The sequence below is a fragment of the Desulfofundulus luciae genome (assembly GCF_030813795.1).
Classification (GTDB): Bacteria; Bacillota; Desulfotomaculia; order Desulfotomaculales; family Desulfovirgulaceae; genus Desulfofundulus; species Desulfofundulus luciae.
In genome coordinates, this window is the sequence record NZ_JAUSUX010000028.1 from 1 (window position 1) to 20377 (window position 20377).

Below are 20377 nucleotides of genomic sequence, written 5' to 3' on the forward strand. Positions count from 1 at the left end.
ACATTTTCTTAGCCCAGATGAATGAGATAAGTAATGTGTCTGAGTGACATTTTCATTGACGAATTTCACTGACAAAGTCACTGACGCTTGACAGGGAAGTTGACTGCCCGGTTCAACCGGGTTTTTGTTTGTAGGAACAGTTGTAATTTCTGCCTTATAGAGTATATAATAAGAGAAACTCTGAAAGGTGGAATTCCGTATGTCTGAAAGGATAGTGACAAAGCGAAGCTACCCCGTTGTTAAAAAGGTGCGTGTCTGGGGAAAGGGTCAATTTACCATCCCGTCCGAGATGAGAGAACGCCTGGGAATCAACGAGAACACAATCCTGGAAGTTTTTCAGGCCGGTAAGGCTATTGTGGCTACCCCGGAAAAGATAACGGTTAAGGAACTGGCTGCTTCCGTCCGCAAGGAAATGGCTAGAAACGATATCGACCTGGAAAAACTTTTAGCCGAGTTAAGAGAGGGTAGCCATGAGTATAAGACAGATTAAGGTGTTTCTGGATAGCAGCGTTATTATAGCTGCCCTTGCCTCAAGTACGGGTGGTTCACATGAAGTGCTGGCCCTGGCCGAGTTAGGGATAATTGTTCCCTGTATATCCGAAGACGTAGTGGGCGAGGTACTGAGGAACATTCAAAAGAAGTTGCCAAGTTGCTTGGACAGCTACTACGTCCTGTTTAAGACATTGCCGTTCAAGATAGTGGACGCAGCCAGTGAGGATCTGGAGTACGCCAGTTCATTGATCAACGAAAAGGATGCTCCAATACTGGCGGCGGCTATATCCGGTAAGGTAGATTGGCTGTTAAGCCTGGACAAACATTTCCTGAACAGCGATTTGAAAGGGAAGGTGAACTTTGCTATCGGTACACCCGGGGATTTTCTACAAGAGCTGGTGTCTTTTCTAAAAGGGAATGGTTAACTAGGAACCTGCCCGGTTCTGCCGGGCTTTTTCTATTTTTGGGGCTACCTTTGCCCTGCTTATGCTATAATATTCCAGCAGAAGGTGGTGGTTCATGGAACAAAGGTTCCTGTTCGCGCGTCAGTATAAATACGACAGTGGAAGTGGAACGGTGGGGAGTGGTATCATGCAGAGGTTTTTCTTGTTCGTCATCATGCTGGCCCTTTTCATCATCTTCATGCCGGGAATGCGCCCGGTGTAAATCCTTAAAAAGGAGTGGTTTTCATGTCCAGGCGCAAAGTATTAATTTCCGTACTGGTTACACTTTTGGTTGTGGCCCTGGCCCTCCCGGCCCTGGCCCAGCAGGAGCAGGTGGACGTCTACCAAAACCAGAAGCTGGTCAAGTCCGTGGTCTTCCAGATCGGCCTGAAGGAATACTTCGTCAACGGCCAGACCCCCGGGGTCAAGATGGACGTTGCCCCGTTTGTAGAACAGGGCCGCACCTTCGTCCCCGTGCGCTACCTATCCAACGCCCTGGGGGTGGAGGACAAAAACATCGGCTGGAACGAGAAGGCCCGGCTGGTGACGCTGAAGCAGCCGGGATACCCTGTGGTGGAGCTGGTGGTCAGCAGCAGGCAGCTCAAGTCCAACGGGAAGGTTACTAACATGGACGTATCCCCCCTAGTCAGGAGCGGGCGCACCTTCCTGCCGGCCCGGTGGGTTGCCGAGGCTTTGGGGTATCAGGTAGATTGGGACGCCTCCCTCGGCCTGGTGGTGTGCTGGCCGAAGGGTGAGCCGAAGCCGGACCTGAGCGCGGTGAAGGAATACCTTCAAAGAACCACCAGCGCACAGGGCAGTTGGGTAGTGGTTAACGGCTACAGGGTGCCTAACCCGGACGACAAGGACTTAATTTTTAAGAAGTGGACTCAGTATTTGTGGAGCACCAAGGCCGGGTTGGATGTAGAATACCCGCAAAACGGGCAGGCTGAAATGGGTCTCTACATCTACCCCCTCAACGCTGAAGCCTTTGAGCAGGCCAGGGAGGTACTAGCCAGCAAGTGGGGTGATGCTCTGGCTGATCAGGTAATTAATTACGCCATGCAGAAGAAGACCTGGCGCGACCCGTTACCGGACAAGAGCTTTTTCACATCCAACGGCCAGGAAATCACTGTCGGCGGTGACGGGACTGAAGGAGTGGACATTACAATCTGGTTACCAGAATACAGTGCCAAATCCCCCCGCTAAGGTGAGGTGTTTCCCCGATGCTGAAAAAACTGAAAAAGGCGGTTATCTTTTTTCTCAGCGTATTAATGATCTTCAGCATTCCTGCAGGTCCGGCTCTGGCCGGGCCTCCTGCTTCTCTTGAGGAGGCGAAGGCAGCGGCCAACCAGGAACTGCTGGAGAAGTTCGGCGTGCCCGACTATTTTACGAATACCAATATAAGCGGCAAGCCCCTGCGGCGGCATGAGCTGGCGGAGCCGGGTTACGGGTACTACGTCCTCACCTGGGGCGACCCCCACGGGGATATCAGAGACGGCCACCGGCGCTATGTGGGGTACACTAAGTTGGACGAGGACTTCACCAATCCCACCTTTCCCCACGACGCCTGGGCCGGGGGCAAGCTGGAAGACAGGAACTGGATACGGTATCCGTGGGATAACAAGGAGTTACAACAAAGGTATAACATTAAGGGAAACAAATTCGACGGCAGGCCCGAACTCCTCTGGCACATCCAGGCCGGGCTGATCATCAAGTACAGCGACGTTAGCCTGCTGGCCCAATCCCCTATGTGGGAGCACTGGCACGAGTACGTCCACATTATGGTGCCTCCTACGGAATACTCCTGGGGCATGGGCCGGATGTGGCACAAGCTCCCTGACGGGAGCATCTGGTACATCTCCATCCCGCTGGCGCCCAAAGCCCTGGACATCGAAAAGCCCGACTTCTCGGTGACCCTGGACAAGCACCAGGTTCAGGCCAAAACGGGCGACACCATAGAGTTCGTGGCCACCTTCGCCCTGAACGCCGACCACCCCAGGGCCGAAACAGCGAAGCTTACAGCTTTCCACGTGGTGGGCGGCAGCCAGTTCCAGGTGACCCTGGAACCACTGGGTTCCGCTGATAAGCTGAACAGCGACGGCACTATAGAGTTTCAACCCGGGGAGCAAAAGAAATTCAAGATAAGGGTGACCGCCCAGGGACAGAAAAGCAAGGTAGTGGTCAAGATCAACCCCTGGAGCGTGGCCTACGACGCAAACTGGGCCAACAACAGCGACGAGGCCCTGATCACGGTCGAGAAACTGCCTCCGCCGTCCACTGGATCAGGCGAGCTGGTCCTGCAGGCTTACTCCTACCCCGGGAAGGATTTGCGGGGCAACTATCAGCCGTCGAAGCCCAGGCCGGTGAACACGGCCAAATGGTCCGACGACGTTACGGCCACGCTGACGGTTAAGAAACCCAGACCTCCCCGCGGCACTCTGGACTGGTGGGAAATATCCAGCGCGAAGCTGACCTACCCGAAACGGAATCCCAGCTTCAGCTTCGGCAGGCCGCTGCCGCCACAGGGCACCGTAACCGTAAACATGAAGGTGCCGGGCAGGGCTGACCCGGACACGGACGAACTGAAGGCCACGGCGAAGTTCGTGGAAGACTGGGCCATGGACGGGTTCCCGGTCTATTCGATGATCGACGGCAAGCAGCTGACCACGGAGAAACCCAAGGACTACCCCGTGACGGCCACCTACACGGTGAGATATCAGTACCACTACGTGGTTTGCGACGAGGATGGCGATTGCGAGACGATTTACGTTACTGCTGAAGACACCCGCACGGCCACGCAGAACCTGAGGGTCACCGGCGCGGGGACGGTACCCTACGCGAGTTAAACTCTGGGCCGGGAGATAGCCGGCCCTTTCTTTTTTTTGGGGGTGGTTTTTGTGAACATTCTCCACGACCAGCGCGGCTCGGTTCACCTGATGCTTCTACCCATGTATCTGGTAATGGTCCTCTCCCTGTTCTCGATGGTGGCAGTTTCGGCTTTTGCCGCCAAGAAGAACGCAGTTACGGTTTACCAGTGGCTGGATGCGGTTATGGACTTCACGGCACAGGCTATAACCTATAACAGGGCGGGCGAGGATTACGAATCCAGGACTCCCGAGGCCCAGCAGTGGTTCGTGTACGCCTTTTCCCGGATGGTCGATGCGGACTTTGACGGCAGCAACTTTACGCCCCACGGTTCCTTCCCGCCCGGTCCTGTCAGGCTGGTGAGTTTCGGCTACGCTCCTCCGGGCACGCCGGTGCCGGGTTCGAGCGGGCAGGCCACGACCGCCGGACCGGGCTACCAGGCGGAACTGGAAGTTCCGGTGTTGAAGGCCAATCTCCCGTTTATCGGGCTGCAGTATGTGACGGTACCGATGAGGGTGGTGGGGGTGGTTAAACCGCTGGCGGAGAGGTAGCCATTCCAAATTTCTAACTTTTTCGGAGGGTGGTTTTATGACGTGGAATTTGTTAAAAGAGTGGCTTAAAGGCAGAACAGGTGAACCATGGTTCGGATTTTGGAACGCTCTGGCTGCTTTGTGTTTACTGGTGCTTTTGTTTCTGTTTCCTTTAGCTGTTGTGGCGACGGCCGCGTGGGGATATTATCACGGTACCGCTCAGCCGCTCAGCTACGTACTGAAGATGGCTTTCAGGGTGGGGTTGGTGGGAGCTGGTTTTTTCATCATAAGTCTCCTGGGACCATGCTGGTCTGATCTTGCTAGCGAACGCCTGGGTGAAAGGAGGGAAAATATAACGATTCAAGAAATTTTCAGGAAAACCATTGATTTTGAGAGGTGGTGCGATTGATGGAAGCCGGCCTAACCCTTTCCGTGCTTTTGTTTCTTTTGCTTGTCTATTTCCCGGGAAACTTCTTCATGGCTGTAGCTGGTCGAAAGCAGGAAACCCGCACTGTTTCGGTGAGCATTTACTACGGCTCACTTATTCTGGTTTTTGTCCTAATTCTCCTGAAATGCCTTGAGATGATTGGCAAATCTGACGTACTGAACAGGTTCGTTGCAGCGCTGAAGATTGCCGCGACTGGCAAAGGACAGCCGGACCTCTCAGCGGTGGGGATTGTGTTTGCCGCTTCTTACGGCGTCTCCGCTTTTCTGGGTCTGGTCGAGCTTTTTTCTTTCACTGGTTTCTTCGTTCTGCCTGAGTGGATGATGCGGCTTTTGCGTCGGGTATGTTCAGTTAAACCTGTAGAGAAGGCTTTTAACGTTCTCGGTTGCATGGCAAGTATTTTCAAAGGGAAGCCTTCTGGTGTACGGGTAAATACGGGAGATTTGCTGGTCGAACCTTTCGTTCACTTTCGCAGGGCCGGAAAGAGACCGTTTCTGGAAATTGTCTTCAAGGACGGTACTGTTGTTAAAGGGGAGTGTTTGCGGTACACCTGGAATGGTACGGAAAGCGTGCTGCTATGCGGGATGGATGATCCGAGGGAATTGAGATGGATTTCACTCAACGAAACGGTTTCGGTCAGGTTCCTGAATCTGGCTGATCTTCAAGAGAGGAAAAAAGCTGGTGAAGAATTGGAAAAGTACCTTGAGGACGTAAAAAAGAGCAGGAAAATCCTTAATGGCCTGGTTCCAGGTTATGGGGACGAGGTGTATGGAGAAATTCTGGGGAAGTTTAAAAGAACGGGCCGGTGATGTTGTTCGCCGGCCTTTTTTTGTTCAGGAGGTGGTTTACTTTGCCGCTGGAATTTGAGAGCACAGACTGGCTCGATTTGGAGGAAAGAGAGAAGAAGCGCATTGTGGAGGAAATCGCCCGGAGCCTCCCCAAAGACCTCTTTACATCACGGAAGGACTACGCTTTCATCGAAGAAATCGTCCGCCGGGCGGTACTTACGCGGAGTGACCTTGTGGCACCGCACGAAGTAGACGATATAGTGAAGGCCATCGCCGGGCAGGCCACGGGCTACGGGGCGCTTCAGGAGTTTTTCCTGGGACCCGGTGCGGAGGAAATAACGGAGGTCATGGTCAACCCCTCCCCCGACGGGGTGCCCAGAGTTTTCTACGGGAAACACGGCAGGCCCTGGTACGCGGGTAACCACTACTTCAAGGACAACGAAGAGGCCCTGCGGTACTTCCAGAAAATATGCGAGGACTCCGGGCGGCCTCTTACGGAGGACGCGCCCATAGTGGACGCCTGGCTGAAAGATGGCTCGCGCCTGGCGGTGTTCGGGTTCAAGGTTTCCCCCCTGGGTGTTGGCGGCACCATACGCAAAAGTCCACTGGTGAGGCCGCCCATGCCGCTGGAAAAACTGGTGGAGAACGGCATGCTGCCGGAATTTGCGGCCCGCATGCTGGTGGATTTGCTGGTCAAAGGCCATGCCAATATCGGTGTCTTCGGACGGACGGACTCCGGCAAGACCACGTTCCTGCGGGCGCTGGCGCTGCACATAGATCCCCTGGAACGCACGTTCATCGCTGAAACCAGCTTTGAACTGTACCTTCCCAACCTCCAGAACTGCATCAACCTGGTGGAGGTGGTGGTGGGAGACCGGGTGGTGGTGGACATGGGCTCCCTGGTCAGGACCATGAACCGGAACAACCCGGACAGGAGCATCGTGGGAGAAGTGCGCGGCAAAGAGATAGTGGCCGCCTCGCGGATGGCCGCCAGTACAAGCGGAGGTTTCTGGACGACCGGTCACGCCGGGAACGTGGCTTCCCTGCGGACGGCTTTAAAGGGCATGTACCGGGAAGCAGGGATAGAGCTGCCCCGGGAGGACCTGGACGAAGAGATCTCTTCCATGTTCCACTTCCTGATTTTCCTGGACAAGGAAACCCTGACGGCGGAAGCCCGGCGCACTTTAATGGAAGTGGTGGAGGTAGTCCCGGGGGAAGGGTACCGGACGGTCATCCGGTTCGACACCGGGGAATTCGCCGCTACGAAGGGTAAAGTGCGCCGCTGGATTTACGAGAACCCGGTGACGCCGGAACGCCTCTCCATGCTGGCCTTCCGTGGGGCGGAGGTGAAGCCGGAGTACGAGGAGGTGAAGGAGCGGTACCTGTGCTGAGGCAGAAGAGAAGTTTTTCTGGAGGTGGTGTTGATTGCTTGTGCTCTTGCTCTTTGCAGTCCTCTTCTTACTCCTGTACACCCTGGCCGGCGGACCCTTACCGGAGATATCCACCGCGCGTAACATATTCCATCGTTTTGCCCTGCCGGTGGGATGCGCTGCCGGCTCTTTCGCGCTGGCATCCCTCGTGTTCGGCACGCCTCTGGCCGGGTTGCCCTGGGGGGTCGCGGGCTGGTTCTTGCCGGGTGGAATAAGGGGGTTCCTTGAAGCCAGAAGGAGGTCCGTCTGGCGCGAGGCGGCCCGCAACTTCATCGTTTCGGCGGCGGGCATGTACGCAGCCAACAGGACCACGCCGGAAGTGGTGGAGACGGCGGCCGGGGAACTGCCGGACCCTTTCAGCAGGGAGTTCCAGCAAATGCTGGCAGACCGCAGGTATGTGTCCGGCTTCCGGTTCCCGGACGCCTTCAGAGGGCTTGCGGAAAAATACGGTCTGCCGGAATTCGCCGCCTTTGCGGAGATAGTCGAGGCCAGCGAACGCGCCGGCGGCCCCCGTGCGGCGGCGCGCGGCCTCGAACGGCTGGGCGCGGCGCTGCGGCAGAGGGACCGCCTCCTGGCCGAACGGGTGAAGGAGCTGGCTGAGCCGAAGGTGGCGGGGTATGTCGTCGTTATTTTACTTCTCGCGGGGTTGTTTTTCGACGCCACGGCGCTCAGGGGGTATTTTTCCGGGGGTGCCGGGAAAGCCGCCCTCGGACTGGCGAATGCCGTCACCGTGGGCGTTATCTTCATGATGCGGGCGTTCACGTCGAGCAAGGATTTGGAAGGGGGGATTTGACATAGCTGTAGCTGTTATCGGTTTCTTTGCCAGCATTCTGGCGTTATTTCTGGCTGTCGCCCTGCCCGGTGAGTACATGCCGTCCCCCTTTGTGGTGGTATCCGAAACCGTTAAAAAGAAAGTCCACGGATGGCTCCTGCGGAAGGACAGGGCTTTGGTGTACCGGCTGACCGGCAGGACCCCGGAGGAAGTGGTCAAACGGTGGCTCCTTTTCGGCGTCCCCCTCGGCTTGCTGGTCGTCCTGCTGGCCTGGGAGTCCCTGGGGGTGCTGTCCGTAGCGGCGGCATTGATCCTGGCGACAGCGGTCCTCTTCGCCCTGGACGCTGCGGTGGCCAACGAATACCGCCGCTGGCGGGACAGGCTGGTGGACGGCATACCCGTCCTGGCGGCCTTCGTGCCCGCCTTCCTGGAGACCGGGGTGGTCACACCGCGCCGGGCACTGGAGCTGGCGCTGCCCTTCCTGCCGGAACCGCTGCGGTTGGAACTCGACTCCGCCGTGGGTTCCGTAGCCCGTTCGGGCCGCCTCGACGCCTTCGACGAGCTGAAGGAGCGGGCGCGGCACCCGCTGGTGGACGCGGTATGTTTCCGGCTGAAGGCCGGGTGGGATACGGGGCTGAAACCGGACGTTTTCACCGACCTGAACGAGCAGATACGCGACGCGCAGGAAGTTGCGGCGGCCAGAGCCACGGCGGCGAAATCCGCCCTGGTGACGCTGGTCAGCGTTATCGGGCTTCTGGGTGCGGGGTTGGTTTTCGGCTACCCCGCCTGGAAACATATAACCGGCACGATGGGAGGGATGTTCAGATAGCGAAGAAGCAAATCGCAGCGGCACCGGTTTTCGTTCTGCTGCTCTTTTTCGCGCTGGTGCTTCTGCTGTGGGCGCGCTGGCTGTTCCTTGCGGTTCGCGGCTGGTTTTTCTGGAACTAGCCTTGCGGCGAAACAAAAAAGAAAGGGGAGTTGAGAATTGCTCAGGAAAACCTTACAGAGGTTGGTTTCTATACTGAGGGACCAGACCGGCTCGCTCCAGTCCCTCACTTGGGTGCTGGGGGCAACGGTAGTCACCGTGTTAGTTGTCGTGGCGCTGATGCAGATCATGCCCGGTACCACTACGAACTTTTTCCAGGCCGCCACGCAGTGGATACGCTCCCAGTTCGGTTTCTAGGAGCTGGTTGCCGTGCTGAATGAAGTCGTGGCCACCTACGGTGCGGTTTTCGTGCTGGTCGTCTTCGTGCTGGGGTGTGCGATGCTGGTGGGGCTGACGGGGGAATGGTACGCGCTCCAGAACGAGGCGGCCTTTTTAGCCGCTTCGCAGGCTAAGTACGGGGGATACACCCAGGAGGCCAACGTAGACCTGCAGCGGTTCGTTTCCGAACGGCACATTGACCGCTCCCGGCTCTCGGTGGAGGTTTCCGCGCCCGGTTCCCCCGTACCCTGGGGGACGCCCGTTACGGCCAGGGTGACCTACAATTTCCCCTTCCGGCTCGGCAAGTGGGCCTCTTTCGACGTGCCGGTGACGGGTGCGGGCAGGGCCGTGAGCGCCTACGTGCCGGGAGCCTACGACGTGACCTACACTTACCCTTCCTGGTGATGAGGTGGTCGTCGTGGGGACGAAGGAAAGAGACCTGGCATTCTGGCTGTTCGCGGTATTTATTTCCGGGGCGGCCGTCTTCGGGAGCGCGCTCCTGTGGCTGGCCGCCCTCATATCTGCCCTTCTGTTCTTCTACCACTTCGTCATAGTGAGGCCCCGGGCCGTAAGGGATAGCCGGAAGATGGGCCTTGAAACGGCTGTGCTGGTCCCACTGTGGTCCTGCGCGGCCCGGCTCAGGCTCCTCCTGGCCGGAAAGGAACTCACCGGCTGGGAACGCGCCTACGAAGTGCATTTGTCCGGTTCCGGGAAAGAAATTATTCCCGTGCTGGAGAAGGACCTGCTCAATGTGGCCGGTACGGTGAAAGGGCTCTTCTTCTGGGAGACATCCTTTCCGGTGCCGTCGGCGATAAGGAAACTGGTCAGGGAGAAGGAAAAGCGAAACAAGGCTTTCTGGGTGAAGGGGCGGCTTCCCGTACCGGGGACGCCCCTTCTGCCCGACCCGGTGGACGGAAAACACGCCCGTTATGGGGCAGTGGTGCTTGATTAGGTGAGAAGGGGGGAATTTTTTGAACAGACGTGTGATCATCATCGTGTCTTTAGTACTGGCCGTCCTGTTCACTTTGCTCCTGGTGCGGGGCGTCAACGCCCGTTACGCAGAACTGAAGAAGACGGTCGATGTGGTCAGGACCACCGGCTTCATCCCTGCCGGGAGCGAGATAAAACCCGGCCAGGTGACCACGATCAGGGTACCTGAAATCGTCGGGAAAGACCTGATACGCGATCCGAAAGATGTCATCGGTAAGGTCCCGAAGGTATCTTTGGTGGAAGGGCAGTACATCTTCCCGGGCACCCTTGAACCGGTGGCGAGGAAACCGGGTACAGTGGAAGTCCACGTGCCGGTGGACCTCTCCGGCTCGGCCTTCGCCGTGGCCGGCGATGTGGTGGACGTTTACGCCTTCTCCAGGGACAATTCCGGCGGGGCCTCGCTCATCTGCAAAGGCGCGCGGGTGTTGCACGCCTACGACCAGACTGGTTCCGAGGTTTCCTCCCTGGAGAAGAAGGGTCCGGCGCAGGCAGTCGCGCCACCGGGTTCCAAAGCGCCAGCGAGCATAGGTCTGGAAGTGCCGGGAGATGTTGTCCCGGCAGTGGTCCAGGCGGCCAGCCAGAAGAGGATATACCTTGTCAAGAGCGGCCCCGCTGATTGAGCGGGGCGCTTTTTTTGAGAGGTGGTGAATTATGTACTGCGTAGTGGCGGCGGAACCAGGAGCCCTTGAAGTAATCGCGACAAACCTGCAAAAGAAGTTCCCGGACTGGCGGTTTGAAACTGCAGCGTCGCCCGGGGAACTGTTCGCCCTGACCGGAACCAGGCCGGACGTGGTGGTGGTATCCCGGTTCCTCCCCGGCGACCCCGTTGAAGTCCTCCGCAGGCTTCCCGTGGAGTTCCCGGCCAGCCACATCGTCCTGCTGGTGGGGGTGTTGAACGAGCAGGCGAAAGCCTACGTGCGTCAGGCTGCCAAATACGGGTTGACCAACGTGGTTACAGGGAAACTGCCCGGGGACAGGCCGTACACGATATTCGCGGCTCTCACCCGGGCCAGGCAGGAACTGCTGGAAATCGAAGAGGGCCTGGAATGGGAAGAAGAAGCTCCGGAAGCCGGTTGCGGCGGCCGGGAATCAATTGCGGTGGCCTGCTCCGCCCAGGCTACCCGGGAAATTCACCGGGAGGTACAGTTAAACCAGACAGGCGAAGGCAACCGGGACGCGCTCACCGGCTGCTACACCCGGCGTTCCCTGGAAGGCGCTCTGATCAAAAAATATTACGGCGCTGGTGTTCATACCCACGGGCCGGGCGGCAGGTTTGTGCTGGTGGCCGCCAACAAGGGCGGGGCGGGCAAGACTACGGTGGCCATCTCTCTTTCCCTGGTCATGGCCCGCGCCGGGGTACCCACCTGCCTCTGCGATTTCGATTTCGGCGGCCCCAACGTGGCTGTGTTTTTCGACATAAAGAACAGGCCCGGAATTGAAAAGCTGTCCGGCAGAAAGTACGTGGAACACCTCGCGAAAGAACTGCTGGTCAGGGTGGAGAACAATCTGGTGGTTCTGCCCGGCCCGATGGATAAAACACTGCCCTATTTCGAGCCGGGCCAGTTGGCGGAGGTCGTGGATTTTCTTTCACGGGACTACCTTGTTGTAGGCGATACTCCGCCGGAATTCTGGGCTAACAAACCGTGGCTGGAGGGGCTTTTCCAGCGGGCGAACCTGGTGCTGGCGGTGGTGGACCAGTCGAAGTTTTCCGAATCCGAGACAAAGGACTACGCGCCGAAGCTGATCATGATGGGCGTGGAACCCTCCCGTATCAGGATAGTATGCAACAAGTTCAGTGCAAAACTCCACAGCATAAAGAAGGTGGAGGCGGCTTTTAACGCAGGATTTAAGGTGAAAAAGGCTCTTCCCCGGGTAGTTTCCGTCATACCGGAGAACTGGGAGGACTTTGTGAAGGAAGGTTACCGGGGCGCGGTCCCCGGGCTGGAAGGTCCCCACTCTCCCTGGGTGAAGCTGGCGGAAGTGGTCGCGAAAGACCTTGGGCTGCCGTTTGTGAGTCCGGGGAAAGAAAAGAAAAATGACAGGAGCCTGTTTGGCCTGTTCAGGAAGGGGGCACTGAAAATTGGACATTGAAAAGGTCAGGCGTATGGCGGAGTACCTGGACGAAGAAGCCGTTGCCGCCGCCCTGGGTGTACCCGTCGGGGCGGTCAGGGAAATCCTCGCCGGCCGGGTGGAAGTGAAGGATGATGTCAAAGGCACCCTGGTGCAGGTAGCCTCTTCGTCGTACCGCCAGCGGGTGGTTTCCGTCTGGCGTGCGAAGGGCGGGGCGGGATGTACCGCCGTGGCCGTCCACCTGGCGTACGTCCTGGCGGAAGTGATGACGGTACTGTTCGTGGACATGGATTTTTCCGTCGGCGGGAGCGACGCGACGCTCTACCTGGGTCTGCCCGATTCGCCGGATATGGAGACGTTTACCCGGAAGGGGCTGGAATCAGCAGTGGTGCAGGTTGAGCCCGGACTCTGGGCACTCAGGCCGCCAGCGTTTCCGGGAAGTTTTCAATTCGGTTCCGAAGATGTGACGCGGCTGGTCGTCGAAGCGCGCAAATCGTTCGACGCCGTGGTGTTCGACCTTCCGAACCGGGACGACGGGTACGTGGCCGAGGCGGTGAACTGTTCCAACGCTGTAGTTATGGTCACGCTGGGGTTCCCGGGTGAACTGGTGCGTGCCGCCGCCAGGTGCGGCAATCTCAAAAAAGACGTACTGCTGGTGGCGAACGGTTATAAGTGCGGCCCGGAGGTCCTGGAAAGGTTTAAAGACCTGGCCGGAGTTGTAGAGCTTCCGGAGGAGCGCGGTCTGGAAGAAAGGATGTACAGCGGTGTTTTTACCGGCAGGGGGGCTTTTTACGATGGTATAGGGCGGGTCAGGGACGTCCTGTTTCGTCCCCGTGACGGAGGTCTTTTCCGCCGGGTGACGGAGTTCTTTGCGAAAGGAAGGTTTTTCTGATGCGGGCTTTCTGGCTTTTTTGGGCTTTCGTCTATGGAACGCTGGCCGGGAGCTACCTGAACATGCTGGTTTACAGAAGAAGAAGGGGCATGTCCGCCTGGATTCCCGCCCGCTCCTTCTGCGACTCCTGCGGGAAGACGCTGGGTTTTTTGGAACTGGTGCCGGTATTGGGCTGGCTCGCCTTTCGGGGCCGGTCGCGGTGCTGCGGGGAGAGGATAAGCCCGGTCTACCCGCTGGTGGAACTGGGTACCGGGTTGGTCTTCGCAGGGGTGGCAGGCTTCGTCCTGCGCTGAGGGGGTGCGTACAGTGGGAGCTGAACAGCTCGCCTTTTTGCTGGGCTGCCTTTTCCCTTCGCTGGGCATTTTTTACGCCGATGCGAGGTACCGCCTAGTGCCAGATAGACTCATCCTGTCTATTCTCCTGGCGGGGCTGGTGGGGTCGGTCTATACGCATAGGCTCCCGGATGCTCTCCTTGGAACGGCCCTGGGTTTCGGCATATTTATTCTGCCCTGTCTTTTCAACCTGGCCGGCGGCGGCGACCTCAAGTGCGCAGCGGCCCTGGGGGCCTGGCTCGGCCCGTATGGCCTGACCTGCGCGCTTTTTATAGCGGTGCTTCTTGGCACCGCGTGGGGGGTAATTCTGAAACTCCGGCGCGGGGTACTGGCCGGCTGGGCCAAAACGCTCCTTATCGGGCTGTACCTGCGCGTTATCTGCGGCGTAAAAGGTGCGGTACCGGTTCCAAAAATCCCGGAGCACCCGGACGTGCCCACCCCGCCTGATACGGTGCCTTTCGGTGCGTGCATGGTGGTGGCGGTGTGGGTGCTGTGGGGGCTGAATCTGTTGAAAGGGTGGTGACGAAGTTGCGCTTTCGTTTTAGAAATCCTCCCCTCACGTCCATCCGGCGCCATTTGCCGTTGCTGGCGGCCGTAGCTATTGGTCTGGCCGTGGCGCTGTTCAGTGCGCGCTACTTGCTTCTCTACGTTAACACCCACCGGGAGACGGTGCGGGTGCCGGTGCCTGCACGGGACATTCCCCCGTATACGGTCATTTCCTCCCAGGACGTGACCTGGCGGGACATCGTAGCGGGTGGAGAGGAACCCGGTGCCGTGCGCGACCCGGCGGAGGCGGTCGGGAAACTGGCTCTGACCACGCTCTACCGCGGGGAGCAGATCAGGAAAGAACGACTGGCCGATCCCAATCTGGTGGCCGGGCGGCAGGTGGTCTCCCTGAATGTGGACGTTGCCCGCTGTGTAGGTGGTTCTCTCCGGGCGGGCGACCTGGTGGACGTGTGGTGGGTGAACGACCCCAACCCCGCTACTGGATGGACCCTGGCGGCGTCCGACGCCGTGGTGCTGGATATACGGGACAGTGCCGGGAAATCTGTACTGGCGTCGAACAATATCGTCCAGCAGGCCCTGGGCGGGGCGTCCCCCTCGTCATCCAACCCGCCGGCGGTGGTTGTCCTGGCGGTTAAAACCGGTGACGTACCCAAAGTGGTGGGCGGGGCGTCCCCGAAATCCCAGAACGTGGTACTGACCAAAAAGTTTTCCATTGGAGGTGCTGGCAGTGCGGTTTCTGAAGGACAGGCAACCGCATCAGGAGAAAATCGGCAGGCTGAGTTTCGAGGCAACCCTGCGCCTGGTTCAGGACACAATCCTTGATCCGGAGGCCATGGGCGAGGAACGGGCAGCCCGCAACAGGCGGAAGGCGGAGGACGCAATGGCGGGCGTTCCCGGGGCCAGGTCGGAGTCCGTAAAGATGGTGGAGGAATTCCTGGCCGAACGGGGGGTTGAGGTCGAAGGGATGGGCCTCTCCCGGGCGGCCTACGAAATTTATCGGGAACTGTGGGGTTTGGGGCCGCTGGAGGAGGTGTACCGCGACCCGGCGGTAAACGAAATTCAGGTCAACGCACCGGACCAGGTATTTGTGCTGCGCGACCTTAAGTTGGAGCGGCTGGAGGGCGTGCGGTTCCGGGACGACGACCACGTGTTGAACCTGGTGGTCAGGATAGTCATGCACGATCGTGGGGTGTCTCTGAACAGGTCCAGCCCGACGATAGAGTCCATGAGGAAGGACGGCACCAGGATAACCGCCACCTGTCCGCCGGTGTCGGAGCACGTAACGCTGGCGTTACGAAAGCACATCTCACGGGTGGTTACCTTCGAAGAGATGGTAGAGAAGGGGATCATGGACGAAAAGTGCCGCGATCTTTTGAGGTTGCTCGTGCGCGGCAGGGCCAACATAGCCGTCATAGGGGGCGTGGGCAGCGGCAAGACTACCATGGTGCGCACGCTTTTCGGCGAGACCGATCTCAGGGCGCGTACCGTGGTGCTGGAGACGGACCGGGAACTTTTTCTCTCGAAGAACTATCCGAACCGCAACATAGTGGAACTGGAGGAGCACCCCGAGGTGGGGTGCACGCTGAAGGACCTCTTCCGCGTCGTACTGCGCTACACGCCGACCATGATCATTGTCGGCGAGTTCCGCGGGGAAGGTGAGGCAACGGAGGCAGTGCGCGCCTGCGAGCGCGGGCACGACAGCTCGATGACCACCGCCCACTTCGGCTCCGCGGAGGAGTTTGTCTCCGGTACGGCGCGACTGCTCCTCAAGGAAGGTTACAACCTGCCTGAAGAGGCGGCCATGAAGCTTGTAGCCACGGCCTTCAACGTGGTAGTGAAAATGCGCGGCGACTCCACGCGAGGGGTTATCAAGCTGGAGTCCGTCACGGAGCTTCTATCCGGGAATCCGGTGCAGTACAGGGAGCTTTTGCGCTGGGTGTCCTCCGGCTGGAACTACTATGAAGGAGAGTGGAGGCTTTTTGAGAGGCCGAGCGAGCGGCTCCTGCACCGGCTCTTCGTGTACGGTGTGACGGAGCAGATGGTGGAAGAGGTGTACGGGAAATGGTCCTGACAGCGGGGTTGACAGTCCTCTTCTGTGCGGGGGCGGCGGTTTCCGTAACGTCCCTGGTCCTGCTGTGCTGGAGGCTTTTTGCCCGTGGAACCCTGCGGGCGCGTTTGGCCCGCCTGGCCTCTTCCGGCGCTCGCACGCTGTCCAGCTCCCTTGAGAAGTGGGCCGCCCGGGCCGAAAAGGGTATGCGCAGGAAGCTGTTTACTGCGGCAAATGCACCTTATCTCGCATTCGTCCTTCTTCTTTCGCTGGCGGGATTTTACGCGGGCGTAGTCTACCTGCACAACCTCCCGGCGGCGCTCCTCATGGCTGCAACGGGTGTAATCTTTCCCGAACAGGTGAGGCGCATCCGGGAAAGGGGTTACCGGGAGAAAGTGTTGGAACAACTGGGTGCGGCGGTGCGGGTGTTCGCGGCGGAATACTCCGACACTCCCCACACTACAAAAGCACTGGCCGCGGCGGCCAGCAAGCTGCCCGACCCCATTGGGGGCATTCTGCGCCGGGCGGCCTCAGACCTGGTTTCATCCAGGAGACCCGATGACGTAGATGAAGCACTCATCAGGTTGGGCAGAGAACTGACCGGGGAATACGGCAGGATGTTCGTTCAGCTCCTGCGACTGTCCTTTGAGGATGAGGCCGTGAAGCCGTTGTTCACCAAGCTGGCCATGCGTGTGACCGCCCAGCAGGACCTGGTACGAAAGAATAGGTTGGAAGTTTCCGTGGACAGGATGCTGGCGGTTGTTCTCAACCTTGCCGTGGTCCCGGCTTACCTCTTTGTTTCCCGAATCGTGCCTGAATCGAAGGAATTTTTCCTGGCCACCGCTGCGGGAAAGGGTGTGGTGGTACTGTGTCTTTTGTCCGCCTTGACTGGAGGAATCCTGGATATATTGACGGGGGGTGCGGGCGGTGAATGAAAATTTATTGCTCCTGGGTTTTTCCGCCGGGGCGGGGTTGGCAGCCGGCGCGGCGGCCAGGATCATCCTGGGCATTTTGTGGGGCCTGCGTTTCCCCGCAATTCCGGCCTGGAAACGGGAAAAACGAAAGCTCCCGTCCCTGCGGGACGGACCGAACGGAGCGTTTATTGCGGGGAGTGCCGTGGGAGGGCTTATCGGTGGGGTTCTCGCTTTCGGGACGCCTGCCTTCGCCAATGCCGTTGGCATCGGGTCTACGTCCGGCGCTCTGATAGGCTGGTTTGTATATAAGAACATGCAGGAAACCCAGCGCATGCGGCTGTTGCGTGAGATAGCCGTACTTTACGAAGCGGTTGATTTCCTGACCCAGGCGGGTTACACCATACCGCAGGCGCTGCGCCTTGGGTCCGTGGCTGCGTCATCTTTAAGGCCCTGCGTGGAGCGGTGCCTGGCCCGCTACTCATCCGACAGGGCACGCGCCCTGGAACAGTTCGCTCGTGAAGTCAACCTCCCGGAGGCAGCCCTGCTATCTTCCGTGCTGGCGCACGCAGAAGAATCCGGGATGGCCCTCGGCAGGAGTGCCCTGCAGGAGGAGAGCCGCAGCCTGGAGGAGCTGAGACGAAGTTTGGCAGAGTTGAAAGTAATCAGCAAGCCCCTGTACTTCGCTGTATACAGGGGATTGCCTTTGATTGCCGTCGGGGGGGTGATGGCCGGTCCGCTGGCATACAGGTTGATTAAGATGTTGCAATCGCTATCTAGTTTAAATTAAAAAAAGGAGGAAACTGTTGTGTATCACAAACTGTACAGAATACTGAAAGACGAGAGGGGGTTTTCCACTCCGGAAGCAATGACCCTCGCAGGTTTGGCGGCACTGCTGGGATTTCTGATCTGGAACACTATGAAGCCGTACACCACCAACGCCGCCAACACCCTGGGCGGCAAAGTCCAGAATGCGGTGGGCAGCAACAACCCGACCTGGTAGGGCAGGGGTTTCCCTGCCCTGCTTTTTTTGAGGGGGTGGTTCGAGTGAAGGGTTTTTGAAAGTCGTTCTACGAAAAGAAAGGGGTATGACCACGCCGGAGGTCCTTGTCCTTACGGCGGGGATGGCCTTACTGACCGTGCTGGTAGTGAAAGCAGTCCTGCCGGCCCTGGTGGGTGCTCACGGGACGGTGCTCAACAGGGTCACGAATCTCACCGGTTCCGGGTTTTAAAAGACCAGCGGGGCAGTGCGGTGGACTTCCTGATCGTGGCGGCTGTAGTATTCTTCATGATCTTCGCCGGGGTGGACTACTACACTATTTTGACCCAGCACAAGGTGGCGGAGCACATCATGCACTACTACCTGGAAAGGGTCAGGGTTGATGGGTTCCTCACGTCGACGGACGAGGCGGAGATGATCTCCAGGTACAACTCCGTGGGCATGGCCGTGGAGAGCATATCCTGTCCCCGGCAGTCGCGGGGTGACGCCCGGGTTTTGAGGAATCCGCAGGATTTGAACGCCAGCAGGATAAACTTTACTGTTACACTGAAACCACCTTGGAGGCCGCTCACAGCGGGGCTCCTGATAGGGGCGCCTGCGGCCCCGAATACCTTCAGGATAAAGGTGGGGGGGAGCGTGCTCAGTGAAAGGGTGGAACCTTAGCTTTTTAAGGGAGGAACGGGGCTTCGCGGTCCTAGCGGCCTTCCTCATTATCGCTCCTCTCCTTTTGCTGGCCATGGAGGGCCTATCGGGGATGGGCACGGCGGTGTTTTCTGCGGATGTGGACGTTCAGGAAGCGGCGGCGTTCGCGGCGAAAGCGGCGGCCATGCAGGTGACTTCCAAATCCCAGGCCGACGGGAAGCCGCGCATAGACACGTCGCGGGCGCACGCCGCCTTCCGGGACGCCCTGGCCCGCAACATGGGCCTGGATCCGGCTACGCTGGCGCCTTTGTCCAATTCCGCGTACTCCTCCGTAAGGTACTGGCTGGTGGCCTACAACGGCTATGACGACTACGCCTCCGAAGGGGCTTATGGGGCGAAATATTTCCAATTCAACGGAACCGCGGCGACCGAATCCAGCTTCCCTTACTCCGGCTTTCCGGCAAAATTCGCGGTTACGACCTCGGGTATCCTCTGGGGGGCGGGAGGGGTGCGGACGGTTACCCTGGAGAGTCCCGGGGTCGTGGTGCTGGTGGACGCGACGGCGAAACGGGTCTTCGGTCAGGGTACCGTGAGGTCCCAGCGCTGGGCGGCAGCGAGAATAGTTTGCAAGGAAGGGACCTGCCGTGTCCAGTAGAGGAGTAATTGCCGTGCTGGCATGCGCGCTTGCCGCAACCGTTTTCCAGGTGTGGACCGCCGACCCGGACGTGTTCTGGCACCTGAAGGTGGGGGAATGGATAGTTCGGAACCACGCCGTGCCGCGGGTGGACGTTTACTCCTGGTCGGCTTACGGCCAGCCCTGGACGGCCCACGAGTGGCTGTGGGAGGTGCTTATGTATCTTCTCTACAGTGTCCTCGGCCTTCCAGGCCTGTGGCTCCTGGTGTTCGTTTCCGCAGCGGCGTGCGGGTTGTCCATCCGGGCGGGCCTGCTGGCCCGTGGGGCGGACCGTGTAGTAGCCTCCGTGGGTGGAGCGGCATCTCCCTTCCTGCTGGCCTCCTGGTTGAAGCCCTGGCCCCAGGCGGGGGTCTACGCGCTGTTCTCCGTTTACCTGTATTTATCCCTGCACGGGAGGTGGGGGAAAAGGGAAACACTCGGGGTCTTCTTCCTGGCCGCCCTGTGGTCGAACATCCACGCTACCGCGTGCATGCTCCCTTTGCTCCTGTTAGCCGAATTTGCAGGGCTGAAGCTGCTGGAGAGGAGAGCAGAAAGGGGTTTGTTCCTTGCTTTTGCTGCGTCCTTCCTGGGAACGCTGGTGAACCCGCACGGACCCGGGCTGTGGGCCTATGTGGTGAGGGAGGGGTTGTTGTCGCACCACTACAGGGAATACATAGCTGAGTGGATGCCCTTTTACTTCGGCTCGCCGGACCTGGTGATCTCCTTCTTCGCATGCGCCGCGATTATGCTCTGCGCTGCATCTCAGGGCAGGATGAAGACCCTGGAGTTTGCCCGGGCGGCTGGCTTCTGGGCGCTGGCTTTGCTCTCCAGGATATACATGCCTTACGCCGTTTTGAGTACGGCAGTTTTATTCGGAACGTTAAAATTGCGCTTCAGGGAACGCTTCCCGGAGGTACTGGCGGCGTTCGCCCTGGCCGGGGCGGTAGTATTCCTCGCCGCGAAAAGCGTCCCGGCAGACCTGGACCGCGTTGCGGGAAAGTCTTACCCGGTGCAGGCCGTGAAGTTCGTAAAGAAGGAGGGCTACAGCAAGGTCTTCAATGATTACGGTTGGGGAGGCTTCCTTATCTTCAAGGAGGTACCCGTGTACATAGACGGCAGGGCCGACCTGTACAGATTCGAGAACATTTTAAAGGGTTACCTGGAGCTTTCCAAAACCGGGGGAATAAGCCGTTACGTCGCGGGTACCGGGGCGGACGCGGCGCTGGTGATCAAGAATTCCCTGCTGGATCGCGCCCTGGAGGAATCCCCCCGCTGGAGATGTGCCTACCGGGACGAAGTATCGGTTGTATACGAGCCCGTACCCTGACGGTGCGGGCTTTCTTT

28 protein-coding genes are annotated in these 20377 nt (G+C 58.9%); all 28 read left to right on the top strand.

What is annotated here, in order from left to right; all coding sequences use genetic code 11:
- Positions 1 to 199: 199 nt before the first annotated feature.
- The 28 genes from J2Z49_RS12755 (at position 200) to J2Z49_RS12890 (ending at position 20360) form a co-directional block, all read left to right on the top strand.
- The gene (locus J2Z49_RS12755; RefSeq protein WP_166349748.1) at positions 200 to 490 is read left to right on the top strand and encodes an AbrB/MazE/SpoVT family DNA-binding domain-containing protein; all 291 of its coding nucleotides are present in this window, start codon (positions 200 to 202) and stop codon (positions 488 to 490) included.
- Positions 471 to 917 carry a PIN domain-containing protein gene (locus J2Z49_RS12760; protein ID WP_259502245.1) on the top strand — a complete coding sequence of 149 codons (447 nt, stop codon included), beginning with the start codon at positions 471 to 473 and terminating at the stop codon, positions 915 to 917. Before J2Z49_RS12755 ends, J2Z49_RS12760 begins: the two co-directional genes overlap by 20 nt.
- Positions 918 to 1011: 94 nt before the next feature.
- A complete protein-coding gene (locus J2Z49_RS12765; RefSeq protein ID WP_307403331.1) occupies positions 1012 to 1158 on the top strand; it encodes a hypothetical protein in 147 nt (48 codons plus the stop codon).
- 23 nt (positions 1159 to 1181) lie between these two features.
- Positions 1182 to 2141: a copper amine oxidase N-terminal domain-containing protein gene (locus tag J2Z49_RS12770; RefSeq protein ID WP_307403332.1), complete on the top strand. Its 960-nt coding sequence runs from the start codon at positions 1182 to 1184 to the stop codon at positions 2139 to 2141.
- Between the two features lie 17 nt (positions 2142 to 2158).
- Positions 2159 to 3781, top strand: coding sequence for an Athe_2463 domain-containing protein (locus J2Z49_RS12775; protein ID WP_307403333.1), 1623 nt, complete (start codon positions 2159 to 2161; stop codon positions 3779 to 3781).
- Positions 3782 to 3823: 42 nt separating this feature from the next.
- The gene (locus tag J2Z49_RS12780; RefSeq protein ID WP_307403334.1) at positions 3824 to 4351 is read left to right on the top strand and encodes a hypothetical protein; all 528 of its coding nucleotides are present in this window, start codon (positions 3824 to 3826) and stop codon (positions 4349 to 4351) included.
- Positions 4352 to 4388: 37 nt separating this feature from the next.
- Complete coding sequence (locus J2Z49_RS12785) at positions 4389 to 4739, top strand: hypothetical protein (protein WP_307403335.1); 351 nt, start codon at positions 4389 to 4391, stop codon at positions 4737 to 4739.
- A 29-nt stretch (positions 4740 to 4768) separates the two neighbouring features.
- Complete coding sequence (locus tag J2Z49_RS12790) at positions 4769 to 5584, top strand: hypothetical protein (protein ID WP_307403336.1); 816 nt, start codon at positions 4769 to 4771, stop codon at positions 5582 to 5584.
- Positions 5585 to 5625: 41 nt separating this feature from the next.
- Entirely contained in the window at positions 5626 to 6954 is a 1329-nt protein-coding gene (locus J2Z49_RS12795) for an ATPase, T2SS/T4P/T4SS family (RefSeq protein WP_307403337.1), read from the top strand.
- A 40-nt stretch (positions 6955 to 6994) separates the two neighbouring features.
- Complete coding sequence (locus J2Z49_RS12800) at positions 6995 to 7786, top strand: type II secretion system F family protein (RefSeq protein WP_307403363.1); 792 nt, start codon at positions 6995 to 6997, stop codon at positions 7784 to 7786.
- A gap of 76 nt (positions 7787 to 7862) precedes the next feature.
- Complete coding sequence (locus tag J2Z49_RS12805) at positions 7863 to 8594, top strand: hypothetical protein (protein ID WP_307403338.1); 732 nt, start codon at positions 7863 to 7865, stop codon at positions 8592 to 8594.
- Between the two features lie 156 nt (positions 8595 to 8750).
- The gene (locus J2Z49_RS12810; protein ID WP_307403339.1) at positions 8751 to 8948 is read left to right on the top strand and encodes a hypothetical protein; all 198 of its coding nucleotides are present in this window, start codon (positions 8751 to 8753) and stop codon (positions 8946 to 8948) included.
- A gap of 12 nt (positions 8949 to 8960) precedes the next feature.
- The gene (locus tag J2Z49_RS12815; protein ID WP_013823495.1) at positions 8961 to 9374 is read left to right on the top strand and encodes a hypothetical protein; all 414 of its coding nucleotides are present in this window, start codon (positions 8961 to 8963) and stop codon (positions 9372 to 9374) included.
- A gap of 13 nt (positions 9375 to 9387) precedes the next feature.
- Positions 9388 to 9921 (top strand): hypothetical protein, encoded by a 534-nt coding sequence (locus tag J2Z49_RS12820; protein ID WP_307403340.1) that lies wholly within the window; start codon positions 9388 to 9390, stop codon positions 9919 to 9921.
- Positions 9922 to 9940: 19 nt separating this feature from the next.
- Entirely contained in the window at positions 9941 to 10579 is a 639-nt protein-coding gene (cpaB, locus tag J2Z49_RS12825) for a Flp pilus assembly protein CpaB (protein ID WP_307403341.1), read from the top strand.
- A gap of 31 nt (positions 10580 to 10610) precedes the next feature.
- Complete coding sequence (locus J2Z49_RS12830; RefSeq protein ID WP_307403342.1) at positions 10611 to 12050, top strand: P-loop NTPase; 1440 nt, start codon at positions 10611 to 10613, stop codon at positions 12048 to 12050.
- Positions 12040 to 12921 carry an AAA family ATPase gene (locus J2Z49_RS12835; RefSeq protein ID WP_307403343.1) on the top strand — a complete coding sequence of 294 codons (882 nt, stop codon included), beginning with the start codon at positions 12040 to 12042 and terminating at the stop codon, positions 12919 to 12921. The genes J2Z49_RS12830 and J2Z49_RS12835 overlap by 11 nt, the downstream gene beginning before the upstream one ends.
- Positions 12921 to 13214 (top strand): prepilin peptidase, encoded by a 294-nt coding sequence (locus tag J2Z49_RS12840; RefSeq protein ID WP_307403344.1) that lies wholly within the window; start codon positions 12921 to 12923, stop codon positions 13212 to 13214. The genes J2Z49_RS12835 and J2Z49_RS12840 overlap by 1 nt, the downstream gene beginning before the upstream one ends.
- A gap of 13 nt (positions 13215 to 13227) precedes the next feature.
- Complete coding sequence (locus J2Z49_RS12845) at positions 13228 to 13776, top strand: prepilin peptidase (RefSeq protein WP_307403345.1); 549 nt, start codon at positions 13228 to 13230, stop codon at positions 13774 to 13776.
- 5 nt (positions 13777 to 13781) lie between these two features.
- Entirely contained in the window at positions 13782 to 14582 is an 801-nt protein-coding gene (cpaB, locus tag J2Z49_RS12850; RefSeq protein ID WP_307403346.1) for a Flp pilus assembly protein CpaB, read from the top strand.
- The gene (locus tag J2Z49_RS12855) at positions 14488 to 15831 is read left to right on the top strand and encodes an ATPase, T2SS/T4P/T4SS family (protein ID WP_307403347.1); all 1344 of its coding nucleotides are present in this window, start codon (positions 14488 to 14490) and stop codon (positions 15829 to 15831) included. Before cpaB (J2Z49_RS12850) ends, J2Z49_RS12855 begins: the two co-directional genes overlap by 95 nt.
- Positions 15822 to 16742 (top strand): type II secretion system F family protein, encoded by a 921-nt coding sequence (locus tag J2Z49_RS12860; protein ID WP_307403348.1) that lies wholly within the window; start codon positions 15822 to 15824, stop codon positions 16740 to 16742. Before J2Z49_RS12855 ends, J2Z49_RS12860 begins: the two co-directional genes overlap by 10 nt.
- A complete protein-coding gene (locus J2Z49_RS12865) occupies positions 16735 to 17508 on the top strand; it encodes a type II secretion system F family protein (RefSeq protein WP_307403349.1) in 774 nt (257 codons plus the stop codon). The genes J2Z49_RS12860 and J2Z49_RS12865 overlap by 8 nt, the downstream gene beginning before the upstream one ends.
- Before the next feature lie 18 nt (positions 17509 to 17526).
- On the top strand, positions 17527 to 17721 hold the full coding sequence (locus J2Z49_RS12870; RefSeq protein WP_307403350.1) for a hypothetical protein: 195 nt from the start codon (positions 17527 to 17529) through the stop codon (positions 17719 to 17721).
- A gap of 55 nt (positions 17722 to 17776) precedes the next feature.
- Positions 17777 to 17950, top strand: coding sequence for a hypothetical protein (locus J2Z49_RS12875; RefSeq protein ID WP_307403351.1), 174 nt, complete (start codon positions 17777 to 17779; stop codon positions 17948 to 17950).
- 20 nt (positions 17951 to 17970) lie between these two features.
- Complete coding sequence (locus J2Z49_RS12880; protein ID WP_307403352.1) at positions 17971 to 18381, top strand: hypothetical protein; 411 nt, start codon at positions 17971 to 17973, stop codon at positions 18379 to 18381.
- Positions 18362 to 19015 (top strand): hypothetical protein, encoded by a 654-nt coding sequence (locus tag J2Z49_RS12885; protein WP_307403353.1) that lies wholly within the window; start codon positions 18362 to 18364, stop codon positions 19013 to 19015. The genes J2Z49_RS12880 and J2Z49_RS12885 overlap by 20 nt, the downstream gene beginning before the upstream one ends.
- A complete protein-coding gene (locus J2Z49_RS12890) occupies positions 19005 to 20360 on the top strand; it encodes a hypothetical protein (RefSeq protein ID WP_307403354.1) in 1356 nt (451 codons plus the stop codon). Before J2Z49_RS12885 ends, J2Z49_RS12890 begins: the two co-directional genes overlap by 11 nt.
- Positions 20361 to 20377 lie beyond the last annotated feature (17 nt).

Excerpts from the sequence above, each read along its gene's own strand:
- J2Z49_RS12755 (WP_166349748.1), top strand. The coding sequence starts at position 200 with ATGTCTGAAAGGATAGTGACAAAGCGAAGCTACCCCGTTGTTAAAAAG.
- J2Z49_RS12760 (WP_259502245.1), top strand. The coding sequence starts at position 471 with ATGAGTATAAGACAGATTAAGGTGTTTCTGGATAGCAGCGTTATTATA.
- J2Z49_RS12765 (WP_307403331.1), top strand. The coding sequence starts at position 1,012 with ATGGAACAAAGGTTCCTGTTCGCGCGTCAGTATAAATACGACAGTGGA.
- J2Z49_RS12770 (WP_307403332.1), top strand. The coding sequence starts at position 1,182 with ATGTCCAGGCGCAAAGTATTAATTTCCGTACTGGTTACACTTTTGGTT.
- J2Z49_RS12775 (WP_307403333.1), top strand. The coding sequence starts at position 2,159 with ATGCTGAAAAAACTGAAAAAGGCGGTTATCTTTTTTCTCAGCGTATTA.
- J2Z49_RS12785 (WP_307403335.1), top strand. The coding sequence starts at position 4,389 with ATGACGTGGAATTTGTTAAAAGAGTGGCTTAAAGGCAGAACAGGTGAA.
- J2Z49_RS12805 (WP_307403338.1), top strand. The coding sequence starts at position 7,863 with ATGCCGTCCCCCTTTGTGGTGGTATCCGAAACCGTTAAAAAGAAAGTC.
- J2Z49_RS12830 (WP_307403342.1), top strand. The coding sequence starts at position 10,611 with ATGTACTGCGTAGTGGCGGCGGAACCAGGAGCCCTTGAAGTAATCGCG.
- J2Z49_RS12840 (WP_307403344.1), top strand. The coding sequence starts at position 12,921 with ATGCGGGCTTTCTGGCTTTTTTGGGCTTTCGTCTATGGAACGCTGGCC.
- J2Z49_RS12860 (WP_307403348.1), top strand. The coding sequence starts at position 15,822 with ATGGTCCTGACAGCGGGGTTGACAGTCCTCTTCTGTGCGGGGGCGGCG.